We start from the raw sequence: 19,877 nt of genomic DNA on the forward strand, positions 1-19,877 counted from the left end.
TTTTAGTTTCACCGATAAAAAACAATTTCCTCAAACCTTATTGTAATGATTTTAATTTCACATTTCAACTGTAAAGTGATTGAGAATGCTTATCACATAAGGGTTTGTTCATAACTTTCCCCCACAAATTGAGTTTAAACATTTCTTCTTCTATGAAATCTGTTAAAATAAAGGGAGAAAATATTCGAATTTTGTCAGGAAGACAGGTGCTTTGGCGAATGACTCTTCATTACTTGGATGTCATGTTAATGGACAGCGTATATAAATTGAACGGCGAACGCTCCATAAGTGCTGTCTACCATCTTTTTAAAGGAAAAAAATCATCACAAACCATACAGGATGCCAGTTTGTTTCAGCTTTCAAAGTATTTCGGCTGTTACCCGGGGTTTACGAGGGATCAGCTGAATCGCTCTACTATAAAGCTTGACGAAAAGCACTACATCAAAAAAACAGGGGAGACATTCATTGTTACAGATGCAGGACAGCAAATGCTAAACCAGTATTTCTCAGAAAAACCGATGCCAGCTTATTTTCATGGTGCCAAATATCATGATAAAGCAAAGGTGTTATGGATGAGGCTCTCGTTACTTGTACAAGTGCTGTCTCACCATCTGGCTGGATCGCATCAATATGTCCCAATACAAAGAGATGTATCTGTACAAAGCTGGACGAAATCCTTCTTAAAACAGCATCACGAGAAGAATAAGCTTTCGGAAGAGCTCCATCATGAACTCGAAAAGCTCCTTAGCCGTATAAGTGATCAAGAGGCGCTGATATTTGTTTATTCATTGACCTCAAATGAAAGAATTGGGCGTACGTATCAGCAAATGGCAGAGTGGCTAAAAGAAGATGTGTGGTATGTGTACCTGCTTTTTTGGAATGTCCTCCATTATTTTATTCATGCTGCCCAAAAAGGTGAGGCGCAGCTCATGCAAAAGCTCGTAGGTGACCTTGAATTCAAACGCGTGCTGACAACCTCTACGCACAAAACGCTCGAGCTTGTGCAAAAAGGCTTTGATATTGATCAAATTGCTCACATTCGCTCTTTAAAAAAGGCAACGATCGAAGACCATATTGTCGAGCTTTCCATACATGAACCGAGCTTCTCAATAGAGCCGTATGTGAGCGAAGAACAGCAGCAGACCATTCATGCAGTAGCCAGAGAGCTTCAGACAAATAAGATGAAGCTGATTAAAGAAAAACTCGAACATCCATTTACTTATTTTCAAATACGATTGGCTCTGACAAGGATGGTGAAAGCAAATGGATAAGCTTCATCAGACGCTCATGCGATATTTTGGTTACGACTCATTTAAAACGGGTCAAGAGGACATTATTCAAAGTGTACTGAATCAAAAGGATACGGTGGCCATGCTGCCTACTGGCGGCGGGAAATCCATCTGCTATCAAATTCCCGGCTATATGACAGATGGATTAGTTCTCATTATTTCGCCACTGTTATCGCTTATGGAGGATCAAGTCGAACGAATGAAAATGCGCGGAGAAAAACGAGTGGCGGCACTGAACAGCACATTGTCTTTTCAGGAGAGACGACATATCATTCGGCATTTGCCATCATATAAATTTTTATTCGTCGCCCCTGAGGCATTAATGTCAGAGGTACTGCTAGAACAGCTCAAATCGATGCATATTGGTCTGTTCGTCGTCGATGAAGCCCATTGTATATCCGAATGGGGGCATGATTTCCGTCCGGAATATTCCAAGCTGGGAGAATGGAGAGAAGCGTTAGGTCATCCTGTCGCCTTAGCACTGACGGCAACTGCAACAAAACAAACGCTAAAAGATACCGTACAAACGTTAAGATTGAAGCATCCAGACTTTCATATTCATTCTGTCAACCGGCCAAACATCGCATTAGTCAAAGAAGCGCACGAAACGAAAGAAGCAAAAGAAAAACGGGCCATTGAGCTTGTTGAATATCTGCAAGGTCCCGGTCTGATTTATTGCCCAACCCGGCAAATGACAGAAGATATGGCGCTCATTATGAAACAAAAAACCCATCAGCGTGTAGAGTATTACCATGGCGGAATGGATGCAGGAGACCGTATGCTTATTCAGCAGCAATTTATCAGCGGACAGCTTGATCTTATTTGTTGTACAAGTGCTTTTGGAATGGGAATTGATAAAGCGGATATACGATTTGTTATTCATATGAGCCCGCCGCAGTCAATTGAAGCATTTATGCAGGAAATTGGAAGAGCAGGACGGGACGGGAAAAAGAGTGTCAGCATTCTTTTATATACAGAAGAGGATGCGGACATTCAACAGCATTTAATACAAGCAGAGGGCTTTGATGAGCCAGAAATTGATTTCTTCTTAGCCAGGCTGACACAAATGCAGACAAATGATGAAAAGAAATTACGTGAACAATTAATGGAATCAGGGCTTCAGGAGACACGTGCAAGAATGCTGATCCATTATTACAGGATGTATCAGTCTGACGAGCCGCGTGTGCTCCTGATGAAACTGAAAGAGAAATTGCAGGACAGACAAACAGAAAAACTGAGAAAAGTGTGGCAATTTAAGGAGCGGATCACAGATCATGGCTGCTTTAGACAATCTCTGTTATCATACTTTTACGAACAGCTTGATCAAACAGAGAGCGCATCCTCTGGCAGCTGCTGCTCTTCTTGCGGACTTGACCTGTCTGATTATGAAAAAAAAGATCAACCATTGGAGCTGAATGAAATGAAACACTGGAAGACCGTGCTGGATCGTATGTTTCATCTGACAAAAGAGGCGCAGCATTGATTGAACAACATCGCCGGATCATCGAAAAATTAACCGATCGACAAGTGGTAGAACAGCTGTATTTCACGCAGCTGCTGATGCTGGTCATTTCCTATTTACTAGGTATATTTATGTTTGATCATTGGACAGATTTCACATCTCTTTGGGAGATCCAAGATGCGCGGATACTGACTTATGGAATTGGCGGCGCTGCGGTTGTGATCATTGTGGATGCGATTGTCATGAAGGTGTTTCCTGCTCATATGTATGATGATGGCGGATTAAATGAAAAAATGTTCAAAAACCGCAGCATCCCGCATATTGTTTGGTTAACCCTGCTCATCGCCTTTTCAGAGGAAATTCTATTCCGAGGGATCGTCCAGCAGCAATTTGGACTGGAAATTGCCAGTATTGTGTTTGCGCTCCTTCACTTTCGCTACTTATCAAAAATACTCTTGTTTATCCTTGTGGTTTCTATTAGTATTTTTTTAGGACTTTTATACGAGTGGACGGGGAATTTATTTGTTCCTGTCATGACCCATTTTGTCATTGACTTAGTCTTTGCTTGTCAAATTCGTTTGAAATATAGGGGGAGGGATGAACATGGAAGAAATGTCGAGAATGAAGAGAAAGAAGGAGCAGCTGACAAACATCCATGATGATGTAGAGGAAATTTTTGAAGAAGAAGTTCAGCCTTCAGATGACTCTCACTTTCCTACACGAGAAGATTTTCATGAATATAAAAAACAGCGCACGAAAAAGGTACGCAATCCATTGTTTACAACACTGGCTATTATCTTTCCTATTATCGTTGTCACAGTGTTCTTCCTTTTGATCTACTACACATCAAAGGAAATCAACCATAATAATAATCAAGATGTATATAATATTGATTCTACATCAAGTGCTGACACAGACCCAGTCCCGTCAGCACTTGTCGAAACGAAAAATGACTCAAGCGCTAATAAAGCGGATGCGTCTGATGATGAGAAGCAAAAGAAAGAGGAAGAAAAACAGCGATTGAAAGAAAAAGCTGAACAGAAGAAAAAAGAAAAAGCTGCTAAAGAGAAAGAAGAGCGTGAACAAGCAGCGAAAGAAAAAGAACGCGAGAGAGCTGAAGCTGCCAAAAAGCGTGAACAGCAGCAGCTAGCCTTGCAAAAGCAACAGGAAGAGAAAAAAAGAAAAGAAGCCGAAGAGAAAAAGAAGCAGGAAGAAAAGCCAGTCCGTGTCGTGCAGCACACTGTTGGTCCAGAGGAAAACCTGTATCGAATTTCAATGAAATATTACAAAAACCGTTCGGGTGAAGAGAAAATTAGAGCCTATAATCATTTAAAAGGTAACAGCGTGTACAGTGGTCAAGTGCTGAATATTCCACTAGAAAACTAATCACCTGACATGAACGAAGAAGCATGCACATACATATGTAGAAAAAAGGGACAGGGTGTATGTGATGACATTGCACACAATCAGCCGATATATGGATCAGCCGACACAGAAGATGATGGAAACATTGATCAAAAGAAAGCATAAATATGAGGGTTTTGCCAAGCAGTGCAAAAGATGGCAATGGACAGCCCTTCTATCGCTGGCTATTCTTTTGTTTTATTTTGTGATCACGGCAAATGCGGGAGGCAGCTCGCTTCAGCCGGAAGCCATGATTGCCACACTGCTTGGTCATGAAGTATTTCTGTTTTGGATCATGGCCGAGGTCTTTGCTTTTTACGCCTCTTATTACTATAAGAAAAAAGAAGAAAAGGCTGAGGATGAATATCATCGGCTTCGATGTGAAATTATACAAAAGAGCACAGACTTATGGCCGCAATCAAATCAGTGGAAAGAGCGCGAGGCGGTTTTTCACTATATGCAGAAGCAATTTGACATTAATCTCTATTATGAAAGTAAATAAATGAGAAAAAAAGACGTTTAACAGTTGAAACGTCTTTTTTCATTCAAGCGTCTTATGAAAGAAAGATATGTAAGGGAGCCATTTGTGATGAAATATGCCATCGGATTTACTGCCGCCATTGCGGCTGTTACAACAGGTGTGTGTGTAACGGCAAAAATGGTGAAAACGGCAAAACAAAACAACATCAAAAAGCATTACTTTACAATAGAAGCACTTCAATCAGACCGGCCTGCTGTCATTTTCTTTATTTCTGATACACACAGACGTCTCATCAGTGACACTTTATTAGCAGAAATCAGACAGGAAGAGCCAGATGTGATTATGATTGGCGGAGATTTAGCAGAAAAAGGTGTGCCCTACGCAAGGATTGAAGAAAATGTGAAACGTTTATCAAGAATTGCGCCGGTTTATTTTGTTTGGGGGAATAATGATCATGAGCTGCATCAGCAAAGGTTTAAAGAGATTCTTCATGCATACGATGTCACGACTTTGCAAAATGAAACGGCTGTATGGAATTTCAATGGCCAGCGAATTAAAATCGGAGGAATTGATGATATTCGGCTTGAAAAAGCAGATTATGAAGCGATACGGCCAGAGTTTGTGAAAGAAGATGTCAATATTCTCTTATCACACAATCCAGATGTACATCATTTGATGAGTGAAGAAGAGGGAATCGATCTTGTCCTGAGCGGTCATACGCATGGGGGACAGATCCGAATTGGGAAATTTGGACCGTATGAAAAAGGAAGAACAGGTCAGGTCAAAGGTGCGTTCTTTCTCATTAGTAATGGCTACGGAACAACAAAAATTCCCATGCGTCTCGGAGCAGAACCAGAAACCCATCTGATCTATTTAATGCCTCTAAAAACGCGTTAACTTGCGGCACCCTCAATATTTTCCATAAAAGTCACCGTAAGCATAGCTTCATGCTTGTCTTCCGTCTTGACACAGTGTAAACTGAATACAAAATTAAGAACCTATGACTCATCATCTCATATACTACAGTATGATGTGTGTTTAGAAGAGGCAGGAGGGAACGTTATGCGACTGGAGCGTCTGAATTATAATAAAATCAAAATTTTTCTCACACTAGATGACCTGACAGACCGAGGTCTTACGAAAGAAGACCTTTGGAAAGATTCGTTCAAAGTCCATCAGCTGTTTAAAGACATGATGAACGAAGCGAATCAGGAGCTCGGTTTTGAAGCGAATGGACCGATTGCTGTTGAAGTATTTTCTCTTCAGGCGCAGGGGATGGTCGTCATTGTCACAAAGAGTCAGCAGGAAGATGCTGATGATGAGTTTGATGAAGATTACATTGAGATGCAAGTCAAGCTCGACGAGAGTAAGCATGTGCTCTATCAATTTGCCTCGTTTGAAGATGTGATTCAACTGTCCCATAGTTTAAGTCGTATTGGACTTTTAGGGGGTACAGTTTACCATTATGAAGGTCAATATTATCTCAGCCTGGATGATGTTGGAGAATTATCTGCTGATACAGTCATTTCGATTTTAGCAGAGTTTGGTTCACCTACGACACTCACCATTCACCGGCTAAAAGAATATGGAAAAGTGATCATGCAAGACGATGCTGTGAAAACGATTCAAATGTATTTTTAATCACTTTTTTCTATTATATTTAATACTGTTGTGATGAAACAACAGTATTTTTTTATATCCTTTTTTATATTTATAAACGCTGATATTTTATTTTGATAAAAAACGCTTTTTACCTTTGCTTTACCAGTACGAAGGTGTATACTATTGCTTGAAAGGGAGCAGTAGATCATGAAAGATTTCTAGGGGGTTTATTTTAATGGCAGCCGATCAAAACGCCGCTCATAACGCAGAAGATAAGCTAGATGTTTTAAAGTCAACTCAAACCGTCATACATAAAGCGCTAGACAAATTAGGGTATCCGCAGGAAGTGTATGAATTGCTGAAGGAGCCAATTCGTCTATTAACGGTCAAAATTCCAGTACGTATGGACGATGGATCGGTGAAAATTTTCACTGGTTACCGTGCACAGCACAATGATGCTGTCGGTCCAACAAAAGGCGGAATCCGTTTCCACCCGAACGTTACGGAAAAAGAAGTAAAAGCGCTTTCAATTTGGATGAGTTTAAAATGTGGAATTGTGGATCTTCCTTATGGCGGAGGAAAAGGCGGTATTATCTGTGATCCAAGAGAAATGTCATTCAGAGAGCTTGAAAAACTAAGCCGCGGCTATGTTCGCGCCATCAGTCAAATCGTTGGACCAACAAAAGATGTTCCAGCACCAGACGTGTTTACGAACTCTCAAATTATGGCATGGATGATGGATGAATATTCTAGAATTGATGAATTTAACTCGCCAGGATTTATTACAGGAAAACCAATTGTTCTTGGAGGATCACACGGACGTGATACTGCAACAGCAAAAGGTGTGACGATCTGCATCAAAGAAGCGGCGAAGAAAAAAGGAATTGACATTAACGGAGCTCGTGTTGTCGTACAGGGATTCGGAAATGCAGGAAGCTACTTAGCTAAATTCATGTATGATGCTGGAGCAAAAATCGTAGGGATTTCAGATGCATACGGCGGATTATACGATGAAGATGGTCTAGACATTGACTACTTGCTTGACCGACGTGACAGCTTTGGAACCGTCACTAAACTATTTAACGATACAATTACAAACCAAGAGCTGCTTGAGCTGGATTGTGATATCTTAGTACCTGCAGCCATTGAAAACCAAATCACAGAAGATAATGCGGCAAACATTAAAGCCAAAATTGTCGTAGAAGCAGCAAATGGCCCAACGACACTGGAAGGAACTAAAATTCTTTCAGATCGTGGTGTACTGCTTGTTCCAGACGTACTTGCGAGTGCGGGTGGTGTAACTGTTTCTTACTTTGAATGGGTTCAGAATAACCAAGGGTTCTACTGGACTGAAGAAGAAGTTGAAACTCGTTTAGAAGATATGATGGTGAAATCATTTAATAATATTTATGAAATGGCGCAAAACCGCCGAATCGATATGCGTCTTGCTGCATATATGGTCGGTGTACGTAAAATGGCTGAAGCTTCTCGATTCAGAGGCTGGATTTAAGCGGCTGATTTGCATCGCGCCTTAAAATCTCCTATCCTTAAATAGGAGATTTTTTTATGGAATGGAACAAAGAATCAAACAGCCCAGCAATTGTTATTGCAGTGAAATGACAGGAGTGGAACAAATGAAACAAGAAAAAGCGATCATAATAGGAGGCGGCCCATGCGGGTTATCAGCTGCCATCGCGTTTAAGCAAATTGGGATTGATGCACTTGTGATTGAAAAGGGGAATGTCGTGAATAGTATTTATCATTACCCAACACATCAAACCTTTTTTAGTACAAGTGAAAAGCTTGAAATCGGTGATGTCGCTTTTATTACTGAGAACCGTAAGCCCGTTCGTATTCAGGCACTTTCTTATTACCGAGAGGTCGTCAGACGAAAAAAACTGCGTGTACATGCTTTTGAAAAAGTAAACGCCGTGACGAAACAAGATGGCCGTTTTACGGTGAATACATCAAAAGACAACTATTCATGTGATTACGTCGTCATTGCGACTGGCTACTATGATCATCCAAACTATATGAACGTCAAAGGAGAAGACCTTCCCCACGTATATCACTATTTTAAAGAAGGACATCCATATTTTGATAAAGATGTGACGGTGATCGGCGGAAAGAACTCCAGTGTGGATGCTGCGCTAGAACTTGTGAAATGCGGAAGCAGAGTCACTGTGCTGTATAGAGGAACTGAATATTCATCCAGCATCAAGCCTTGGATTTTACCAGAGTTTGAAGCGCTTGTCCGTAATGGAACAATTCGAATGGAGTTTGGTGCGCAGGTGAAAGAAATCACAGAAGAAGATGTGATCTTTACAAACCAGCAAAATCAAACGGATCGAGTGAAAAGTGACTATGTATTTGCTATGACTGGCTATCATCCAGATCATTCTTTCTTAGAAAAAATGGGTGTCACGATTGATCCAGAATCAGGCCGTCCAGCATTTGATGAACAGACGATGGAAACGAATGTTGAAGGTATTTTCATTGCGGGAGTCATTGCTGCTGGAAATAATGCCAATGAAATTTTCATTGAAAATGGAAGATTTCATGGCGGACTCATTGCAGAAGAAATCAACAAAAGAATCAACGGATAAAAAATGAACTGAATCCTTCAAAGGGGTTCGGTTCTTTTTTATATAAATTGGGATTATATAGAAAGGTATTTTTAGAAAAATAGGCCCGAGTCATATAAAAAAAGGGTAAATCATGGTACGATAATGAAGGATAATGTAGGGAAAGAGGTCTGGTTATGATCGCAATCATCTCAGCAGGTTTAGCTCCCGGCATCGCACTTTTAAGTTATTTTTATTTGAAAGATCAGTACGACAATGAGCCGGTTCACATGGTCATCAGATCTTTTATGCTAGGTGTCATACTTGTGTTTCCAACCATGTTTATTCAATATGTCCTTCAAGAGGAAAATATCGCAACAAATCCTATCTTGATTTCATTTGTGACGTCGGGCTTTTTAGAGGAATCATTAAAATGGTTTATTTTAATGGTCAGCGTTTATGCACATGCCCAGTTTGACGAACACTATGACGGAATTGTGTATGGAACGAGTGTCTCACTTGGTTTTGCAACACTTGAAAATATCCTTTACTTAGTCGGTCACGGGGTCGAATATGCGTTTACCCGTGCTTTATTACCTGTATCAAGTCACGCATTATTTGGTGTTGTGATGGGTTTTTATATCGGAAAAGCCCGCTTCTCTGATAAAAAAGAGCAGCGCAAATGGCTGATCCTTTCTTTAACGCTCCCTGTGCTGTTTCACGGCCTGTATGATTTCATTCTATTAGGGATGAAAAACTGGGGATATATCATGGTGCCGTTCATGATTTTTTTATGGTGGTTTGGTTTAAGGAAAGCAAAAAAAGCCCGTGCGGTAAAAATGGTGCAAATTTAATTTTGGAAAACGTCCTATTTGTTTATAGGGCGTTTTTTTGTCTTTTCCATCCAATTCTCTCCTGTGTTGAATGTATAAAAATAGGGATCGGAAGAAACATATATTCAAACATCAAAAGTACAGGAGGATCAAATATGGATAAAGCTCGTTTCATGAAACAAATTGTTCTTATCTTCTCAATCGTTCTTCTTGTGTCTTCACTTTTGACAGCCAGTAAAAGTGAAGCCTTCACCGCCCAAGTCATCCAGCGCGGGGCAACAGGAGAAGATGTAGTCGAGCTGCAAGCGCGGCTCCAATACAATGGTTTTTACAATGGCAAAATCGATGGCGTCTATGGCTGGGGAACGTACTGGGCCGTTCGCAACTTTCAAAGCCAATTTGGCATGAAGAAGGTCGATGGACTTGTAGGTGAGAAAACAAAAAGCTTATTAGTTCAAAAGACGAAATACTACAAAGAGTTTGTTCAAAAGCAGCTGCAGGAAGGGAACCAGTTTACCCATTATGGCGGGAAGCCTCTTGATCAGCAAACAAAGGCTCCTGCGCAAAGAAGCTCGCAAAAAAAGACAGCCCAAGGTACAAACGAAAATCAAAAAAGTCAAAGTGGATCATCTGGGAAGTCTGGCAATCAGTCAGGCAGCCAGCAGGGAAATCAAACACCAAAACAAACAGCAGCCAACATGCCTGGTGGTTTTTCTAGTAATGACATTCAGCTCTTGTCGCAAGCTGTGTACAGTGAAGCAAGAGGTGAGCCGTATGAAGGACAGGTGGCCATCGCGGCCGTTATCTTAAACCGTTTGAACAATCCGACCTTTCCAAATACGATCGCAGGAGTCATTTTTGAACCGCTTGCGTTTACTGCTGTAGCAGATGGGCAATTTTATATGACGCCAGATGAAACGGCAAAAAAAGCTGTATTTGATGCAATCAATGGCTGGGATCCATCTGAGAGCGCCATCTATTACTTTAATCCTGATACAGCAACAAGTCCATGGATTTGGGGAAGACCACAAATTAAACGAATCGGGAAACATATATTCTGCGAATAAAAAGAGGTGTAAATAAATGATCAGAGGAATATTGATTGCTATTTTAGGAATTGCTGTCATCTCAACAGGTTACTGGGGCTATAAAGAACATCAAGAAAAAGACGCCGTACTGCTTCATGCTGAGAACAACTACCAAAGAGCATTCCATGATTTAACGTATCAGGTGGATCAGCTGCATGACAAACTGGGCGCAACACTTGCGATGAACAGCCAAACATCCATCTCACCAGCACTTGCTGATGTATGGAGAATGTCATCAGAAGCGCATAACAATGTCAGCCAGCTCCCGCTTACATTGATGCCTTTTAATAAAACGGAAGAATTCCTGGCGAATGTCGGAGATTTTAGCTACAAATCATCAGTCAAATCTTTATCAGATGAACCATTGAATAAAGATACGCACAAAACCATTACAGCTCTATATAATCAAGCGTCAGATATCCAAAACGAACTTAGACAAGTGCAGCACCTCGTACTTAATAAAAACTTAAAATGGATGGATGTTGAAATGGCGCTCGCTGACGGCGATCGAAAGAACGACAACACCATCATTGACGGGCTGAAAACAGTCGAGAGAAATGCAGATGCATTTGCAGATGTCGATCTTGGGCCTACAAATGTGTCCACAGAAAAAGAAACACAAGGCTACAATCATTTAAAAGGCGATAAGATTTCAAAAAAAGAAGCGATCCGCATTGCACAGCAATTCACACCAGACCATAATCAACATTTTAAAGTGAGAAAAAGCGGCAGCAAAACCAATCGCGACGTGTACAGCTTATCGATGTCTGATCCAGACAGCCATGCAAACTTTTATCTAGATTTAACTGAAAAAGGAGGACACCCAGTCTACCTACTTCAGAATCGTGACGTGAAAAAACAGAAAATCAGTTTGAATGAGGCATCAGAAAAAGCACTCAGCTTCCTAAAGAAGCAAGGGTTTGACACAGAATCGTTCCATTTAGATGAAAGTGCACAATTTGATAATATCGGTGTATTTACCTATGTTCCTCTTCAGAAAAATGTTCTGCTTTATCCAGATAGTATACGCATGAAAGTCGCATTGGACGATGGTGAGGTTGTTGGGTTTTCAGCGAAGGATTACTTAACGAATCATAAAACACGAGACATTAAAGCACCTAAAATCTCGCAAAAAGAAGCGAAGAAAACATTAAATCAGCATGTAAAGATCGAAGATACTCATTTAGCGATTGTGCAAAATGATATGTCAGAGGAAGTTCTGTGCTATGAGTTCCTCGGAACGATAAAAAACGATACGTATCGCATGTTCATTAATGCAGATACTGGAAAAGAAGAGCGAGTAGATAAACTAAAAAACGCAGAACCTATATATAAAGACCTATAAAAAAGGAAACGAGGAAAAGGCTAATAAGTCTTTTCCTTTTGTTTTAGACATGGTTTAATATAGGAGAGGATACGATTTCACAGATGAAAAGAGTGATGAGGAATGTTACAAATAGGGGATGCAATCACAATTGAATATGTCAATGAGAACAAAGAAGTGAAAACAGCAAAATCGAAGGTTTTGGAAAATAATAACGATGATATTTGCATTAATTATCCAGCTGATAAAGAAACGGGACGCACCATCTACTTAAACCAGCAAACAGAAATCACCGTCTTCTTTTTTGACGAAAACCAAATTCCATACAAATGTACAAGCGAAGTCATCGGAAAAAGAAAAGAAGATATTCCGATGATTGTCATTTCCATTCCGCCAAAAGAAGAAATGATTCGCCTTCAGCGTAGAGAATATCTGAGAGTGGATACGATGGTCAAAGCTACTATCATGCAAACGGACGAAGAGGCCTTTGAGACGTTTATTGTAAATATGAGTGCTGGCGGCGTAGCAATCTCTGTTCCTGAGGGCGTGTCATTGAAAGAATATGGAGAAGTGGTCACAGAGTTTGAACTACCCCTAAAAGAGCCCGTGAAAATAAAAGCGGTTGCAGAGATGAATCGAGTATATGAAGATGAACAGTCTGGCAAAAAAAGAGCGATCATGGAGTTTTCAGAGATCACAAATGACCACCAGCAGCACATCATGAAATACTGCTTCCAGCAGCAGCTTTTAACACGTGTGAAAAAAGCATAAGAATAAAGGGTGTAAAAAGCTTCCATACTAGAGAGGAAAGAATCTAGCGTGGAGGCTTTTTGTATGAAGACAATGGAAAGATGGTTATTGAAAGTGGTGCTCATTCAGCTTGTTTTATTGCTCACCGTTCAGATCACACTTCATTTGACGAAAGGAGAACTTTTTTTGTCAAAAGTCGTGCAGTATGAGGGTGTGAACAACATGAGCATTGAAGAATGGATTGAAACGTTTAAGCAGAAGGATTGATAGAAAATTCCCCCGTTTGAGCGGTGATCGTGTTACAATTCATAAGGGAGATTCAATCAAGGAGAGGTATTATGAAAAAGAAATTATCTATTGCAATTGACGGTCCTGCAGCAGCAGGCAAAAGCACTGTGGCAAAAATTGTCGCAGCCAAAAAATCATATATTTATATTGATACAGGTGCTATGTACCGCGCGATTACACTTGCGGCACTCAATCAAGGTGTAGACCTTGAAGACGAACAGGCACTTGATTCATTACTGAAAAAAACGGTCATTGAACTAGTAACAACAGACGAGGGTCAAAAAGTCCATCTAAACAATACGGATGTCACAGAGGATATTCGCACAGACCGCGTAAGCAACCAAGTATCGGTTGTTGCAAAGCACAGAGCTGTTCGGGAAGAAATGGTCCGCAGGCAGCAAGAGCTTGGCAAACGAGGCGGCGTCGTTATGGACGGAAGAGACATAGGCACTCACGTACTTCCAGATGCTGAAGTGAAAATTTTCTTGCTTGCATCAGTAGAAGAAAGAGCAAAACGCCGCTTTGAAGAGAATCAGAAAAAAGGCTACGATGTCAATTACGATCAGCTGATCGAAGAGATTGCAAGACGCGATAAGCTTGATTCTGAGCGCGAAGTTTCACCTTTGAAGAAAGCAGATGACGCCATTGAGATTGACACCACTTCCCTTTCTATTCAAGAGGTGGCAGGGAAAATTTTAGATGCAGCAGACCGCGTGGAGAAACAGTAAGAAATTTTAGAAAACTTTTATAAGTTAGAGGTTTATCTCTTGACAAACAAGGTCTTTTATTAGAAGTTTATACTAATACTATTTTTATTGATCATTCAAGCAATTATATTGATTTGAATGTTTCTATAATACATATTCGGCTGGCAATCATCATGCTTAAGACACATATTCGCCCAGTCGTTTTAACTAAGCTGTGTAGGTTTGGACCAAGGAGGTTATCGAAATGACAGAGGAAATGAATCAAATCGATGTTCAGGTACCAGAGGTTGGAGATGTAGTGAAAGGGATTGTTTCTAAAGTTGAGGACAAGCATGTCAATGTAGATATCGTCAATGTGAAACAACCTGGTATCATCCCAATCAGTGAATTATCAAGTCTTCACGTTGAAAAAGCATCAGATGTCGTGAAAGATGGCGACGAGTTAGAGCTTAAAGTAACAAAGGTCGAAGACGATGCTTTGATTTTATCTAAACGTGCTGTTGATGCAGACCGCGCTTGGGAAGACCTAGAGAAAAAGTTTGACACAAAAGAGGTATTTGAAGCTGAAGTAAAAGACGTTGTAAAAGGTGGTCTTGTCGTTGACATTGGTGTGCGCGGATTTATTCCTGCATCTCTTGTAGAAGCACACTATGTAGAAGACTTCACAGATTACAAAGGGAAAACACTCTCACTTGTCGTGGTAGAACTTGACCGCGAAAAAAATCGCGTGATTCTCTCGCACCGTGCAGTCGTTGAGCAAGAGCAATTAGACAAAAAGCAAGACTTCCTGCAAAAGCTTGAAGTAGGCAGTGTGATTGATGGTAAAGTGCAGAGGCTTACTGATTTTGGTGCATTTGTTGACATTGGCGGCATTGATGGATTAGTTCACATTTCTCAACTATCCCATGCGCATGTTGAAAAGCCATCTGACGTAGTAGAAGAAGGACAAGAAGTCAAGGTCAAAGTACTTGCTGTTGATCGTGATAACGAACGTATCTCACTATCTATTAAAGAAACATTACCAGGACCTTGGAGCCAAATTGGTGAAAAGGTAAAACAAGGTGATGTGCTTGAAGGAACCGTTCAACGTCTTGTGAGCTTTGGTGCATTTGTTGAAATTCTGCCAGGTGTAGAAGGGCTTGTGCATATTTCCCAAATCTCTCATAAACATATCGGCACGCCGCAAGAAGTCCTTGAAGAAGGGCAGACTGTGAAAGTGAAAGTGCTTGATGTGAATGAAGACGAAGAGCGCATTTCACTAAGCATCCGTGATTTAGAAGAAAATCCTGAAAAACAAATCGAAGAGGATTATCGTCAATATCAGGCGAAAGAAGAAAACACAAGCGGATTCCAGCTTGGTGACCTGATCGGCGATAAACTCAATAAACTAAAATAATTTGGTGATCAAAATTGACGCGAGCAGAAAGAAAGAAGCAGCATATCGAGCATGCGCTGTCCACTGGCCAGCATGCAGCAACAGGTTTAGATGATGTTTCCTTCGTTCACGCCAGTTTACCAGATCTTGCGACATCACAAATTGATACACATACGACAATTGGCGGACTGACTTTCGGTTCGCCAATTTTTATCAATGCAATGACTGGCGGAGGCGGAGAATCCACCTATGAGATCAACCGCTCTTTATCGATCGCAGCGAAGGAGACCAATATCCCAGTAGCAGTTGGATCACAAATGGCTGCACTGAAAGATAAAGAAGAAAGACGAACATATGAAGTCGTTCGTAAAGTCAATCCGAATGGAATTGTATTTGCGAATTTAGGCAGTGAAGCGACAATGAAGCAAGCTCAAGAAGCAGTCAACATGCTCGAGGCAAATATGCTCCAAATTCATCTGAATGTCATCCAAGAGATTGTCATGCCTGAAGGCGATCGCGATTTCAGAGGGGCGCTTGAGCGGATTGCAGCTATCGTTGAATCTGTTGGTGTGCCTGTTGTTGTAAAAGAAGTCGGATTTGGCATGAGCAAGGAGACGGCAAGAAAGTTATTCCATGCTGGGGTTGCAGCCGTTGATGTAGGCGGATTTGGTGGAACGAACTTTTCTAAGATTGAAAATCTCCGCCGCCAAAAAGCACTTCGTTATTTTGATCAATGGGGAATTCCAACTGCAGCGAGTCTTGCTGAAGTACATACAGCCTTTCCGAATCAAACGATTTTAGCCTCCGGAGGTATTCAAGATGCTCTTGATGTAACCAAATCAATGGCTCTTGGCGCATCTGCTGCTGGTCTAGCTGGATTTTTCTTAAAATCATTGACCAGTGGAGGAGAAAGCGGCCTCATCGCAGATATCATGGAACTTCAAGAAGATATCAAGATGATGATGACAGTGCTTGGCGTGAAGACGATTGAAGAACTGAGACAGGCTCAAGTTGTGATCTCGGGGGAAACAAGTCATTGGCTCAAAGAAAGAGGCGTTGACACAACGTACTATAGTAAGAGAGGCATGTGATATCACATGCCTCAGCGCGTAGACAAACCCTCGCATTCGGTGCCGGTGCTCACGAATGTACAATTCGCTCCGCTCCGGTACTCGTCCTTCCTAGGGCTGCAAAGGTTTTCTATCACGCTGAAAAGAAGACAAAGGGCTAAAATAAACATCATTTTAGCCCTTTGTCAACAAATCTAAGGCATGTGATGATCACATGCCTTTTTTTATTGATTTCTTTTTCGAGCGCTTTCTGGACCTTCTAATGCTGTTGCACCCTTATGATGAATGGATTGATCGCGGTCAGATTCCACTCTTCTTGACGCCTTTAAACGCTTTTCCTGTCTATCTTTTCCCATCATGTATCCCTCCTCAGGTTATTAGGGTGTCACCTCTTGTTTATTTCATACAAAGCCGGTAACGATCCGCATGTTTAAAAATTGGGGATTTTCCCATAATGTAATTGAGGTGATGAGGCGTTGGAGGCTTTGTACTATTATTGGTCTATATGGTTCGTTTGGATTATGGTGACATTTATCATGGAAAAAAGTTTGTGGCGCACCGTGCTGGGCATCTGTGTACTTGTCCATATTATATTCAGTCATGTCATGATATCCGTTTTAGATATAAGCATCAATGCGGGTTTCTTGATGACTTTTTTATATGCATGTGCTGCTTTCGTCATATTCAGGCCTAGTTACCGAATGATGAAAATCATGCAATTGGGCTCGATGGTGAGCGCGTATGCCTTTTTTATGATATTTGCATTATATGACCCTGTTTGGTTCACGATAATAAAGGTGGATTGGGTCGTATTTGCCCTGCTGATCTTAATGTGTATGACATATGGACAGCCGTTAACGGAAAGAATCACCTTATGGATGATGTCAGTATGTCTTGGCGAAGCCCTTTATGCGCTGACGATTCACCGCCTCACATCATCAATTGTCATAGGGGATCTCTCTTTTCTTTCCTTCGTTGTACAAGGAGCCGTCTTCCTATTAGGTGTCGATCAGTTTGAAAAGCTCTTGAACGCCCGTTCATCAAGAAAATCAGTAAAAGGGGCTGCAAAATCAACATGACAGACTATACGTTTCCTGTGATTATTGGTGTCATCTTTGGGATGGCGGCCAGACTTTACATGTTAAGAACGGATTACCGGCAATACCCTACGTATATTCATGGACAAGTGATTCACATTGCACTTGGTTTTATTGCGTCAGGATTAGGTGCGATCATTATGCCTGCACTAATTCAGGAGGAATTTACAGCGATTACCTTTCTCACTTTGGCAGCCACGCAATTTCGAGATGTCCGAAATATGGAAAGAAATACGTTAACCCAAATGGATTCGTATGAGCTTGTCTCACGAGGCAGTACATATATAGAAGGCATTGCCATTGCCTTTGAAAGTCGAAATTATATTGCGATTCTCACTGCACTTATTACAACGACAGCCTGTATTTTCTTCTCGCTTGTTGTTGGAACAGTGGTCGGTATTCTTTGTTTTTTCATGGCAAAGCTATTAATGTCAGGCAGTCAATTAAAGGATATCGTCAGCATTCAAAAAGGGGAACTTCGCTTTGATGGGGCAGGGCTTTATGTGAATGATATATACATTATGAATATCGGGCTGCCTGAAAAGCAAAAGCTCATTTTAGAGCATGGGATGGGTTTTATTTTGACACCGAAAAATTTCAACTCTGCTACAACGATTGCTAACCTTGGACAGCGGCAAGCCATTTTATTTGATTTATCGAACGTGCTTGGTGTGTACCGCGATTCTGGTGAACCATCGCTCTGTCCACTCGCAAAACGTGATCTGAATACCGGTACACTTGGTGTGTTCATTTTACCGCAATGGCAGCGTGAAGATTTGGCTGTCCGTGTATTAGAAGAGGTGCCTATTTTAGAAAATGCCATAAGAATGCCGACAGATTTCATTAAAAAGAAAGTGAGGTAATAGGGCATGGCGAACACCATTGAACAATTTATATTGGCTGTGGCAACAACTAATAAAGAGCGGGTCATTGGCGGAACAGCGGTTTTTTTCTGTGAAAATAAAGAAGAGCTCGACATGTATGCCATGAATTTAGAGGCCATTTTAGATGGAATTGCACACGGCATTGGAGAAGATCTTTACTTGATTGTCAAACATTTTTAAGTTATTCATTGTGGTCTGATTAAAAATTGATATAATATATAAGTTGAACCCTTCATGTTTGAAGGGTTTATTTCATAAAACTGAATGAAAATTATAAATCCCGGTTGAAACATGATGATGAACATATTGAATCGCGGCTGGATTGAAAGGAAGGGTACTATGGGTAAACCTGTCGTAGCCATTGTTGGAAGGCCCAACGTTGGAAAATCTACAATTTTTAATCGAATCGCAGGCGAAAGAATATCGATTGTAGAAGACACACCTGGTGTAACAAGAGATCGAATCTATAGCTCTGCTGAATGGTTAAATTATGACTTTAATTTAATAGATACTGGTGGAATTGATATTGGAGATGAGCCATTCTTGGCGCAAATTCGCCATCAGGCAGAAATCGCAATGGACGAAGCGGATGTCATTATCTTTATGGTGAATGGCCGAGATGGTGTGACATCTGCGGATGAAGAAGTCGCAAAAATTTTATATCGCACGAAAAAGCCAGTTGTACTTGCTGTCAATAAACTGGACAACCCTGAAATGAGAAGCGACGTGTATGACTTTTATGCACTCGGATTTGGCGAGCCGTATCCGATTTCTGGAACACACGGATTAGGTCTTGGTGATCTGCTTGATGCAGTGGCAGAACATTTTAAGAATTTACCGGATACGCAATATGATGAAGAAGTTGTCCAGTTCTGCTTAATTGGCCGTCCGAATGTAGGGAAATCTTCTTTAGTGAATGCGATGCTCGGAGAAGACCGCGTTATTGTCAGCAACATCGCTGGTACAACAAGAGATGCTGTCGATACGATGTTTACGTACAATCAGCGTGACTTTGTCATTGTTGATACAGCAGGTATGAGGAAAAAAGGGAAAGTATATGAAACAACAGAGAAATACAGTGTACTTCGTGCATTAAAAGCCATTGACCGCTCTGACGTTGTCGCTGTTGTACTTGACGGCGAGGAAGGCATTATTGAGCAGGATAAACGAATTGCTGGATATGCACACGAAGCTGGTAAAGCTGTTGTCATCATTGTGAACAAATGGGATGCTGTTGAAAAAGATGAGCGTACGATGAAGGAATTTGAGCAAAACATCCGCGAGCATTTTCAATTCCTTGATTATGCACCTGTCTTGTTTATGTCTGCTCTTACGAAAAAGAGAATTCATACATTAATGCCGTCCATTATCACAGCAAGCGAAAACCATGCAATGCGCGTTCAAACCAATATTTTAAATGATATCATCATGGATGCGGTGGCGATGAATCCAACGCCGACCCATAACGGACAGCGCCTAAAGATTTACTATGCAACACAGGTGGCCATTAAGCCTCCTTCCTTCGTTGTGTTTGTCAACGATCCAGAGCTTATGCACTTTTCTTATGAGCGTTTCCTAGAAAACCGCATTCGAGATGCATTTGGTTTTGAAGGAACACCGATTAAAATATTTGCGAGAGCGAGAAAATAAAAAGGGTGA

The 19,877-nt window shown here is 41.0% G+C and carries 22 protein-coding genes; 21 read left to right on the forward strand and 1 reads right to left on the reverse strand.

Annotation, left to right across the window (positions count from 1 at the left end; all coding sequences use genetic code 11):
• Positions 1-218: 218 nt before the first annotated feature.
• The 17 genes from JJ692_RS10555 (at position 219) to fni (ending at position 16,258) form a co-directional block, all read left to right on the forward strand.
• On the forward strand, positions 219-1,271 hold the full coding sequence (locus JJ692_RS10555; protein ID WP_206533720.1) for a YpbB family protein: 1,053 nt from the start codon (positions 219-221) through the stop codon (positions 1,269-1,271).
• Positions 1,264-2,772 (forward strand): RecQ family ATP-dependent DNA helicase, encoded by a 1,509-nt coding sequence (locus JJ692_RS10560; protein WP_206533721.1) that lies wholly within the window; start codon positions 1,264-1,266, stop codon positions 2,770-2,772. The genes JJ692_RS10555 and JJ692_RS10560 overlap by 8 nt, the downstream gene beginning before the upstream one ends.
• A complete protein-coding gene (locus JJ692_RS10565; RefSeq protein ID WP_206533722.1) occupies positions 2,769-3,410 on the forward strand; it encodes a CPBP family intramembrane glutamic endopeptidase in 642 nt (213 codons plus the stop codon). Before JJ692_RS10560 ends, JJ692_RS10565 begins: the two co-directional genes overlap by 4 nt.
• Complete coding sequence (locus tag JJ692_RS10570) at positions 3,355-4,137, forward strand: LysM peptidoglycan-binding domain-containing protein (RefSeq protein ID WP_206533723.1); 783 nt, start codon at positions 3,355-3,357, stop codon at positions 4,135-4,137. The genes JJ692_RS10565 and JJ692_RS10570 overlap by 56 nt, the downstream gene beginning before the upstream one ends.
• A gap of 64 nt (positions 4,138-4,201) precedes the next feature.
• The gene (locus tag JJ692_RS10575) at positions 4,202-4,657 is read left to right on the forward strand and encodes a DUF2663 family protein (RefSeq protein WP_206533724.1); all 456 of its coding nucleotides are present in this window, start codon (positions 4,202-4,204) and stop codon (positions 4,655-4,657) included.
• 87 nt (positions 4,658-4,744) lie between these two features.
• Positions 4,745-5,533, forward strand: a complete 789-nt coding sequence (locus JJ692_RS10580; protein WP_024422827.1) for a metallophosphoesterase — start codon at positions 4,745-4,747, stop codon at positions 5,531-5,533.
• A 165-nt stretch (positions 5,534-5,698) separates the two neighbouring features.
• Positions 5,699-6,277 (forward strand): genetic competence negative regulator, encoded by a 579-nt coding sequence (locus JJ692_RS10585; protein ID WP_024422826.1) that lies wholly within the window; start codon positions 5,699-5,701, stop codon positions 6,275-6,277.
• A gap of 196 nt (positions 6,278-6,473) precedes the next feature.
• Positions 6,474-7,748, forward strand: coding sequence for a Glu/Leu/Phe/Val family dehydrogenase (locus JJ692_RS10590; protein ID WP_007500982.1), 1,275 nt, complete (start codon positions 6,474-6,476; stop codon positions 7,746-7,748).
• Between the two features lie 124 nt (positions 7,749-7,872).
• Positions 7,873-8,844 (forward strand): YpdA family putative bacillithiol disulfide reductase, encoded by a 972-nt coding sequence (locus tag JJ692_RS10595; protein ID WP_024422825.1) that lies wholly within the window; start codon positions 7,873-7,875, stop codon positions 8,842-8,844.
• 155 nt (positions 8,845-8,999) lie between these two features.
• Positions 9,000-9,656 carry a glutamic-type intramembrane protease PrsW gene (prsW, locus tag JJ692_RS10600; protein WP_024422824.1) on the forward strand — a complete coding sequence of 219 codons (657 nt, stop codon included), beginning with the start codon at positions 9,000-9,002 and terminating at the stop codon, positions 9,654-9,656.
• A gap of 134 nt (positions 9,657-9,790) precedes the next feature.
• Positions 9,791-10,702, forward strand: a complete 912-nt coding sequence (gene sleB, locus JJ692_RS10605; protein ID WP_133744155.1) for a spore cortex-lytic enzyme — start codon at positions 9,791-9,793, stop codon at positions 10,700-10,702.
• A 16-nt stretch (positions 10,703-10,718) separates the two neighbouring features.
• Positions 10,719-12,068, forward strand: a complete 1,350-nt coding sequence (gene ypeB, locus JJ692_RS10610) for a germination protein YpeB (RefSeq protein ID WP_024422822.1) — start codon at positions 10,719-10,721, stop codon at positions 12,066-12,068.
• 102 nt (positions 12,069-12,170) lie between these two features.
• Complete coding sequence (locus JJ692_RS10615) at positions 12,171-12,818, forward strand: flagellar brake protein (protein ID WP_041117839.1); 648 nt, start codon at positions 12,171-12,173, stop codon at positions 12,816-12,818.
• 63 nt (positions 12,819-12,881) lie between these two features.
• Positions 12,882-13,064, forward strand: a complete 183-nt coding sequence (locus JJ692_RS10620) for a DUF5359 family protein (protein ID WP_024422820.1) — start codon at positions 12,882-12,884, stop codon at positions 13,062-13,064.
• Between the two features lie 71 nt (positions 13,065-13,135).
• Positions 13,136-13,813, forward strand: coding sequence for a (d)CMP kinase (cmk, locus tag JJ692_RS10625; protein WP_024428083.1), 678 nt, complete (start codon positions 13,136-13,138; stop codon positions 13,811-13,813).
• Positions 13,814-14,036: 223 nt separating this feature from the next.
• Positions 14,037-15,188 (forward strand): 30S ribosomal protein S1, encoded by a 1,152-nt coding sequence (rpsA, locus tag JJ692_RS10630; RefSeq protein ID WP_056767151.1) that lies wholly within the window; start codon positions 14,037-14,039, stop codon positions 15,186-15,188.
• Positions 15,189-15,202: 14 nt separating this feature from the next.
• Positions 15,203-16,258 carry a type 2 isopentenyl-diphosphate Delta-isomerase gene (gene fni / locus JJ692_RS10635; protein WP_122631047.1) on the forward strand — a complete coding sequence of 352 codons (1,056 nt, stop codon included), beginning with the start codon at positions 15,203-15,205 and terminating at the stop codon, positions 16,256-16,258.
• 203 nt (positions 16,259-16,461) lie between these two features.
• Here the strand turns inward: fni and JJ692_RS10640 are convergent, their stop codons facing one another.
• Positions 16,462-16,593: a YpzI family protein gene (locus JJ692_RS10640; RefSeq protein ID WP_073206119.1), complete on the reverse strand. Its 132-nt coding sequence runs from the start codon at positions 16,591-16,593 to the stop codon at positions 16,462-16,464.
• 129 nt (positions 16,594-16,722) lie between these two features.
• Here JJ692_RS10640 and JJ692_RS10645 point away from each other — a divergent pair, with 129 nt between their 5' ends.
• From JJ692_RS10645 to der, 4 genes are all read left to right on the forward strand, one after another.
• Positions 16,723-17,316 carry a YphA family membrane protein gene (locus JJ692_RS10645; protein ID WP_459536347.1) on the forward strand — a complete coding sequence of 198 codons (594 nt, stop codon included), beginning with the start codon at positions 16,723-16,725 and terminating at the stop codon, positions 17,314-17,316.
• Positions 17,313-18,197: a YIEGIA family protein gene (locus tag JJ692_RS10650; RefSeq protein ID WP_024422816.1), complete on the forward strand. Its 885-nt coding sequence runs from the start codon at positions 17,313-17,315 to the stop codon at positions 18,195-18,197. The genes JJ692_RS10645 and JJ692_RS10650 overlap by 4 nt, the downstream gene beginning before the upstream one ends.
• A 6-nt stretch (positions 18,198-18,203) precedes the next feature.
• On the forward strand, positions 18,204-18,398 hold the full coding sequence (locus JJ692_RS10655) for a capping complex subunit for YIEGIA (RefSeq protein ID WP_008344527.1): 195 nt from the start codon (positions 18,204-18,206) through the stop codon (positions 18,396-18,398).
• Positions 18,399-18,557: 159 nt separating this feature from the next.
• Positions 18,558-19,868 (forward strand): ribosome biogenesis GTPase Der, encoded by a 1,311-nt coding sequence (gene der / locus JJ692_RS10660; RefSeq protein ID WP_024422815.1) that lies wholly within the window; start codon positions 18,558-18,560, stop codon positions 19,866-19,868.
• Positions 19,869-19,877: the final 9 nt, after the last annotated feature.

Source organism: Bacillus sp. 3a (assembly GCF_017161885.1).
In the GTDB taxonomy this organism is placed as follows: domain Bacteria; phylum Bacillota; class Bacilli; order Bacillales; family Bacillaceae; genus Bacillus; species Bacillus safensis.

Excerpts from the sequence above, each read along its gene's own strand:
- JJ692_RS10615 (WP_041117839.1), top strand. The coding sequence starts at position 12,171 with ATGTTACAAATAGGGGATGCAATCACAATTGAATATGTCAATGAGAAC.
- ypeB (WP_024422822.1), top strand. The coding sequence starts at position 10,719 with ATGATCAGAGGAATATTGATTGCTATTTTAGGAATTGCTGTCATCTCA.
- JJ692_RS10585 (WP_024422826.1), top strand. The coding sequence starts at position 5,699 with ATGCGACTGGAGCGTCTGAATTATAATAAAATCAAAATTTTTCTCACA.
- JJ692_RS10575 (WP_206533724.1), top strand. The coding sequence starts at position 4,202 with ATGACATTGCACACAATCAGCCGATATATGGATCAGCCGACACAGAAG.
- rpsA (WP_056767151.1), top strand. The coding sequence starts at position 14,037 with ATGACAGAGGAAATGAATCAAATCGATGTTCAGGTACCAGAGGTTGGA.
- JJ692_RS10655 (WP_008344527.1), top strand. The coding sequence starts at position 18,204 with ATGGCGAACACCATTGAACAATTTATATTGGCTGTGGCAACAACTAAT.
- JJ692_RS10590 (WP_007500982.1), top strand. The coding sequence starts at position 6,474 with ATGGCAGCCGATCAAAACGCCGCTCATAACGCAGAAGATAAGCTAGAT.
- JJ692_RS10620 (WP_024422820.1), top strand. The coding sequence starts at position 12,882 with ATGAAGACAATGGAAAGATGGTTATTGAAAGTGGTGCTCATTCAGCTT.
- cmk (WP_024428083.1), top strand. The coding sequence starts at position 13,136 with ATGAAAAAGAAATTATCTATTGCAATTGACGGTCCTGCAGCAGCAGGC.
- JJ692_RS10555 (WP_206533720.1), top strand. The coding sequence starts at position 219 with ATGACTCTTCATTACTTGGATGTCATGTTAATGGACAGCGTATATAAA.
- prsW (WP_024422824.1), top strand. The coding sequence starts at position 9,000 with ATGATCGCAATCATCTCAGCAGGTTTAGCTCCCGGCATCGCACTTTTA.
- JJ692_RS10560 (WP_206533721.1), top strand. The coding sequence starts at position 1,264 with ATGGATAAGCTTCATCAGACGCTCATGCGATATTTTGGTTACGACTCA.
- JJ692_RS10595 (WP_024422825.1), top strand. The coding sequence starts at position 7,873 with ATGAAACAAGAAAAAGCGATCATAATAGGAGGCGGCCCATGCGGGTTA.
- sleB (WP_133744155.1), top strand. The coding sequence starts at position 9,791 with ATGGATAAAGCTCGTTTCATGAAACAAATTGTTCTTATCTTCTCAATC.
- der (WP_024422815.1), top strand. The coding sequence starts at position 18,558 with ATGGGTAAACCTGTCGTAGCCATTGTTGGAAGGCCCAACGTTGGAAAA.
- JJ692_RS10640 (WP_073206119.1), bottom strand. The coding sequence starts at position 16,593 with ATGGGAAAAGATAGACAGGAAAAGCGTTTAAAGGCGTCAAGAAGAGTG.
- JJ692_RS10570 (WP_206533723.1), top strand. The coding sequence starts at position 3,355 with ATGGAAGAAATGTCGAGAATGAAGAGAAAGAAGGAGCAGCTGACAAAC.
- JJ692_RS10580 (WP_024422827.1), top strand. The coding sequence starts at position 4,745 with ATGAAATATGCCATCGGATTTACTGCCGCCATTGCGGCTGTTACAACA.
- JJ692_RS10650 (WP_024422816.1), top strand. The coding sequence starts at position 17,313 with ATGACAGACTATACGTTTCCTGTGATTATTGGTGTCATCTTTGGGATG.